Source organism: Chryseobacterium potabilaquae, from assembly GCF_902728265.1.
GTDB classification, from domain to species: domain Bacteria; phylum Bacteroidota; class Bacteroidia; order Flavobacteriales; family Weeksellaceae; genus Chryseobacterium; species Chryseobacterium potabilaquae.
Map to the genome: position 1 here is coordinate 1 of NZ_CACVBR010000079.1, position 5,873 is coordinate 5,873.

The 5,873-nt window shown below is 29.6% G+C and carries 3 protein-coding genes; all 3 read right to left on the bottom strand.

Going from position 1 to position 5,873, the window contains the following annotated elements; translation table 11 throughout:
• Nucleotides 1–151: 151 nt before the first annotated feature.
• The 3 genes from cas2 to cas9 are packed head-to-tail and all read right to left on the bottom strand — an operon-like array spanning nucleotide 152 to nucleotide 5,600.
• A complete protein-coding gene (gene cas2 / locus CHRY9293_RS18085) occupies nucleotides 152–490 on the bottom strand; it encodes a CRISPR-associated endonuclease Cas2 (RefSeq protein WP_162034257.1) in 339 nt (112 codons plus the stop codon).
• Complete coding sequence (gene cas1 / locus CHRY9293_RS18090) at nucleotides 487–1,380, bottom strand: type II CRISPR-associated endonuclease Cas1 (RefSeq protein ID WP_162034259.1); 894 nt, start codon at nucleotides 1,378–1,380, stop codon at nucleotides 487–489. The genes cas2 and cas1 overlap by 4 nt, the downstream gene beginning before the upstream one ends.
• A 5-nt stretch (nucleotides 1,381–1,385) precedes the next feature.
• Nucleotides 1,386–5,600, bottom strand: coding sequence for a type II CRISPR RNA-guided endonuclease Cas9 (gene cas9, locus CHRY9293_RS18095; RefSeq protein WP_162034258.1), 4,215 nt, complete (start codon nucleotides 5,598–5,600; stop codon nucleotides 1,386–1,388).
• Nucleotides 5,601–5,873 lie beyond the last annotated feature (273 nt).

Consider the following 5,873-nt stretch of genomic DNA (forward strand, 5'->3'; position numbering starts at 1 on the left):
ATGCTTTAGCACACAACTTAAGAAAGAAAGTGGCATAAAAATACACTTCTAATCAAAAAAATAATCCTAAAAAATAATATGTGTAGTTTATAAATAAAAACCGCCCCAGGGAAAATGAGACGGCTTCATTTTATTTATCAGGATTTAAAATTTAAAATAATTCAAGTTGTTGAAATGTCGGAGGTGGCTCTTCTCTATTTCTAGCAAAAAAGATTTCAATATTTCCAAATTGCTTATCCGTAATACACATGATTGCCACTTTACCTGCTTTGGGTAGCATAAATTTGACTCTTTTAATATGAACTTCTGCATTTTCCCTGCTTGGGCAATGGCGGATATACATTGAAAATTGAAACAATGTAAAACCATCATCAATTAAACCTTTACGAAAGCGGTTGGCATCTTTCATATTCGTTTTGGTTTCAGTTGGCAAATCATACAATACTAAAACCCACATAATTCGGTAGGCATTAAACCTTTCGGTATTCATATCAGTTCAGGATAAGATATCAATCGTTTTTCTCCTGTATAACATTTATAAAGCGAAGCAGCGGTTGTTTTTACCGCTACCAACAAGGGTCTTGTTTTTCCATCTATTTTTACATCTTTCGTTGCTATATGTAAAATATGAGCTTTAAATTCCTTTGTCAGCTCTTCTAGGTCAGGATTAAGTTCTAGCCATTGCATAACCAATATATCCACAAATGGACGATAAGGTTCCATTAAATCATCAGCCAAACAATATGGATTGTACTTATTTTTATGGAAAATCCCTAAAACAGGGAGTAATCCTGTTTCTACTATCGCTCTCGCCACAATGCTTCTTAAAACTGCATATCCAAAATTAAAAAACTGATTTGGGGAATTTCCAAAACGTTCACGAAGAAAATCTAAACTAATCAAATATTTCCAATAATGCTGGGCTGCTATGCCTTCCATATTAGTGATATCACCAGACTTTACGTTTCTTTGATATTCTAACATAGGTTCATAATAATTGCCTAACCTCATCAAAACTTCTTTCTGATTTTCTATCTTACATTCAATGGTCTGTTTCCACAATTGTTTCTTAAGAGGTTCACTGGCTTCCAACTGATCTTTTACCCTATCAGAATATTCTGTATGCCCGTATAAAGGTAGCATAATTCCATGTGGCAAATGATGTAAATCACAACTTATTACTACAACATTATTGCCCATCATTTTTTGAATCAGATGATGTGAAATAGTAATCTGAAAATGATCCAACATCAATAATCCCAGATCTTCTACAGGAATACTGCCTTTCTCCACTTTAGTTTCCGGACAAAGAATTTTCATCTGCTCATCTTTAAGCTTAAGATAAGCAGGATTACCTATATAGATGGAACGAGTAATCATTTTTGTTAAAATTTCCAATGAATTTTACCATCTAATGAAACTTCGAAATCTTTATCTTGGATTGCAAAATTCCATTGCGCTTGGCTTAATCTTAAAAATACCGGATTATCCTCAAAGTTAATTGTTGAATACTCCTGATGACTTTTTTTTAATTCTGTATCAATACCTGCCACTAAATGATGCCTAAATTTTATTCTGCCATCTTTTTCAAATTGATATATTTTAAACATTCTTTTTACTAAATCAGTTTGTTCTAAATCTTTTAATTCATATTTATTGTCTTTGTAAAACAATACTTTATCTCCACTTTTTAAAATTGAATACAAAGGTATTTGAATTTTCTTTTTTCCTTTTCCTGATTCGAAGCTTAAAAATTCTGGCTCTGAATATAGAGTTTGAATATTTTTAAGTTTCAAGTTCGCTACATCTACGATAGAAAGAATTCTCATTGCTTTTCCTTGATCATTTTTATAGAATAGACAATATGTATTCTCTCCATTGGTTACTAAAGTTGCTTCTTTATACTTTTTATTAGAAGTAAAACTATGTTTATGAATTTTTATAGCAGTGGTATATTTTAATCCCTTTTCAAAGCATCTTATTCGTCTTATTTTATTGACTTTATTTCCATTTTCATCAAGCATATAGACCCCATCTGTCAATGCAGTTTTAAAATCAGATTCCTTAACCTGAATTTTAATCATCTCAAACAAAGCTCTATCCACAATTAACTTCTCTACTTCTTCAAGAGTTTTAAAGCCTGGAGAATTGGCGTCTTTCTTATAGACTAAAGGTTTCCTTATTACAAGATAAACTTCCTCTTTAAGTATCATTTTTTTATCTTCATCAAAAAGAATTTTATTTTCCTCATCCCTTAGTGGCTGTTTAATTGCTCCATAAAATGTTTCTCCATGCAACTGTCCCCTTATGGTATCTCCTCTACTTATTCTTTTAGAAGAATTACCTTCTTTATCAATATCATATATAATTTTCCCTCTCTTCCTTACTGTTTTATAGGTTTGAGTAATAGTTCTGTTATCTGTAAGGTTATTTATAATGATCTTATCTTTTAATTCCATAATATATTTCTCAGAAAAGTTTTTCCAGTCCATAGGGATTTCGTGATAAGTTTTCCCTGTTCTATTATCAATTTCATTTTCGTAAGCCTTGATAATTCTTTCTCTGTGAAAAGCATTAGGAATTAAAGTAAGAATAGCGGCATCCTGAGCGTGATGGCTATGTATGCTTCTATCCTTTTTTTCTTCTTTAGATTGGACTTTATAGACTTTTTTAAAAATATCGGTAACTGCTCCCTTTTCCACGGATACTTTCCTAAATAATGTTTTTAAATATGGCAAAGCATATTTTGTTATCATCTGTGTATCGCGAATTTGATTATTTCTCCAACCTGCTTTATACTCTGTGATAGTGAATGATGCCAATTTGGATTTCAGATAATCCAAATCCATTTTTATGGTGTGATATTTTATGATGCAATTATCTTTTATTTCTTTAGTACTTGCATAAGAAGCTTTTTTCTTCCATTCATCATATTGTTTTTCAAGCTCATCTATTTTTTTCCACTTAACAATTTCTTCATTTTTCCCCTTTATTTCTTTATTTTCAACTGTTCTTTCCCCAAAGATGAATTCTATATTTCTAATGATAGAATTATAGATTTTTCCATCTATTTTTTGTTCAGACTCATAATTAGGTAATTGGGTTGGGAATTTCCTTCCTTTATAAACACGGTTGTATGTAGAATCTGAAATCGTGAGATTCTTCAGGTCATTATCAAAACTTATACTTGCAGGAATGGTATGTTCAAAATCATATTTATTTCCAATAATCAAATCCGTAAAAGAAATTGGTTTACCTGTATAAAGGCAAATCTTATTTTGTTCGTGCCACAGTCTTATTTTTCGGATGAGTGTGTTCTCGTCGATTAAGTTGATGTTAGGAAATGCCTGTCTATAAGCTTCTAATTCTTTTTTATAGGCTTCATTTTGATTCTCTCTATCTTTTTGCCAAATTTGGATAGCTTTCCTTTTATTTTTATCATTTAACTCTCGTGCAATTTCTACAACAACTTTAGTATATTCATCTATTTTTCCGATTTGCAATAAATAATTTATCAAACTTTTGAGTTTATACAAAGACTTTAGAGCCATTGGGTTTTTAAAACCTTTACTCAATGGTTGTGGATCTCCTAGAAGTTTTATTCTTTTAGCCTCACTTTCTGCATTAGAATTCTTATCTAAAAAATTCTCGTAATTTTGTTCTTTTACATAATACTTTTTATTCCCAATAGAAAATTCTTGATATTCCTCTGCTACTATATAATTTTCTTGTTCCGATGGATGCCAAAGATATTTTTTCTTATCCTCCGGAACATTATAAGTCTCTTGTAAAAATGTAAATATCTGATCATGAATTCTTTCTTGCTGAACAAATAGATTCCCTTTTTGAGTATACGTTTTTTTGAGAAATTCTAAATATTTTGCAGATATAAAATCAATTATTTCTGTTTTCATTGGTTCTGAAAATCTGTCCCATGTCTCTAAACCATAATGATTTATAACACCTTTAAAAACAGTTTCTTTCTCTCTTTCATCCAAATTTCTCCCATCTGAAATATAGTATCTATTTTCATCATTTAGCATTTCAGAAATTAATCCATTTATTACGGCTGCATTCTTCCTATTAAAAGAATCATCTTTTAAAATACGAGAGATCTCATCTGCAAAATAATTAATTAAGCTTTCTGAAATTGTATTTTCATTAAGCATCTTATGCAAGTTTGCCATATAAACTGAATGATTATACAAAAATCCTTTTTGAAGATATGGAAGAATCTTTTTAATAGCAGATAGACTTAATGTAGCATAACCTTGTTGTAATTTTATTCTTGAAAATTTAGTAGCTTTTTCTTCATCAAGATTTAATTTTTCTAAAGCAAATTTTTTCAAATTTTCCTGACCGTCAAATGTAAATAAGACATGCCATAAATCTTCAAAAGTATAAGTAGCATTATCTCTTTTTATAGGTTGGGAATCTCTATTACCAATAACATCCCATTTTAGCAATTTTTTCCAATCCTCACCAAATATATCTTGAAACTGCTTCAAAAGTTTTACAGACAAAACTTTCGTTTTTTCATTGTGTTTAGATTGTCTTTTTCCACCATCTTTTTTTAATTGTTTATCAATATCAATTAATTCAAAGTCAGGTTTAGATTTATAAAATAATGGATATATTTTTTCTGATAGATAATCTTGTTGATCTTCCCCGAAAGGCACAACTATATTCAAATTATTGATGAAAGTCCAAGTTCTATATTCTTCATATAGAGGATGGCTAACTGCAATTCTTTTTTTATTTTTCTCATAAATACAATTTCCTATCAATTCTTTTTGAGTTCTCAAAGGCCTTTGCCAAATAATAGCCTTCCAAAGCTTTTTATAATCAGATGGAGAAATCTGATGAACTTTACATATTTCCTGAAGCTCAAATTCAAAATCTTTACGAAGATTATATCGTTGTCTTATTCTCCCTCCAAAATCTTTTTGGTAATTATAAAGAGCAGCACCTAAAGTTTTATATTTTTCAAGATATTCCTCTATGCTATCACGGCCTTTAGTATTACCATCTTTACTTCCTTCCAGAATAGTTTTAGATTCTTCTTCGTCCTTCCCTTTAAAACCTCTTCTTTGTACTAACTGATAAAAAACTCGTCCTAAAATATGAGAATTATCTGCAAAAATATTTTTATACTTTTCATCAACCGAAAAAGCTCTGAAAATATAATAACTTTCATCTTTATTTTTCCCAAATAAATGAAAATCAGGTAAACCATCTCCATCAAAATCAAATCTTATCCAATTTAAAAACACTTCGGATTGTGGATATTCTTTTCTCTTACCTTTTTTATACAATTTCCAATTATTGAACTCTTCCCTTGTCAATGGACACATGTCTTTTTCAATGAGGAAATCCAACAACGCAAACTTTCTATATTTTTCAGCTTGATAATTTCTACGTTTTCCTCGACTTTGTGTCCTTTTTTGAACTTTCGGAAATTCATTTCCTTTTTCTGAAGCAACACCCTTTTCGAAAGTAATAACTCCAAAATCTTCTATCTGATTTTCTGCTAGATCTGTATTCCTAATAGCCCAACCTATACTATTTGTACCAAGATCAATTCCTAATACCTTACTCATAATTAACTAGTTTTCATGTTATATAAATTTTCAGAAAAAATAAAATTAATTCGGCTTTTGTAAACTTAAATTAAAAAAGTTATTTATATTTGTATTAATAAAATTGAAAAGCAATTCACAATAAGGCTTAAAAGCCGAAGAAAATCTATAATCCTGCGTACTCCGTGGGATTTTTATATTTAAAATAAATTCATAATAAAGATTATTCTATAATAATTTACCCCTCTTACTAAACATGCTATAATTTTTCTTACAATCATTGAGTTTTTATTA

What these genes read in the sequence shown, in the direction of transcription:
- cas1 (WP_162034259.1), bottom strand. Translation starts at nt 1,380, where the DNA reads ATGATTACTCGTTCCATCTATATAGGTAATCCTGCTTATCTTAAGCTT.
- cas9 (WP_162034258.1), bottom strand. Translation starts at nt 5,600, where the DNA reads ATGAGTAAGGTATTAGGAATTGATCTTGGTACAAATAGTATAGGTTGG.
- cas2 (WP_162034257.1), bottom strand. Translation starts at nt 490, where the DNA reads ATGAATACCGAAAGGTTTAATGCCTACCGAATTATGTGGGTTTTAGTA.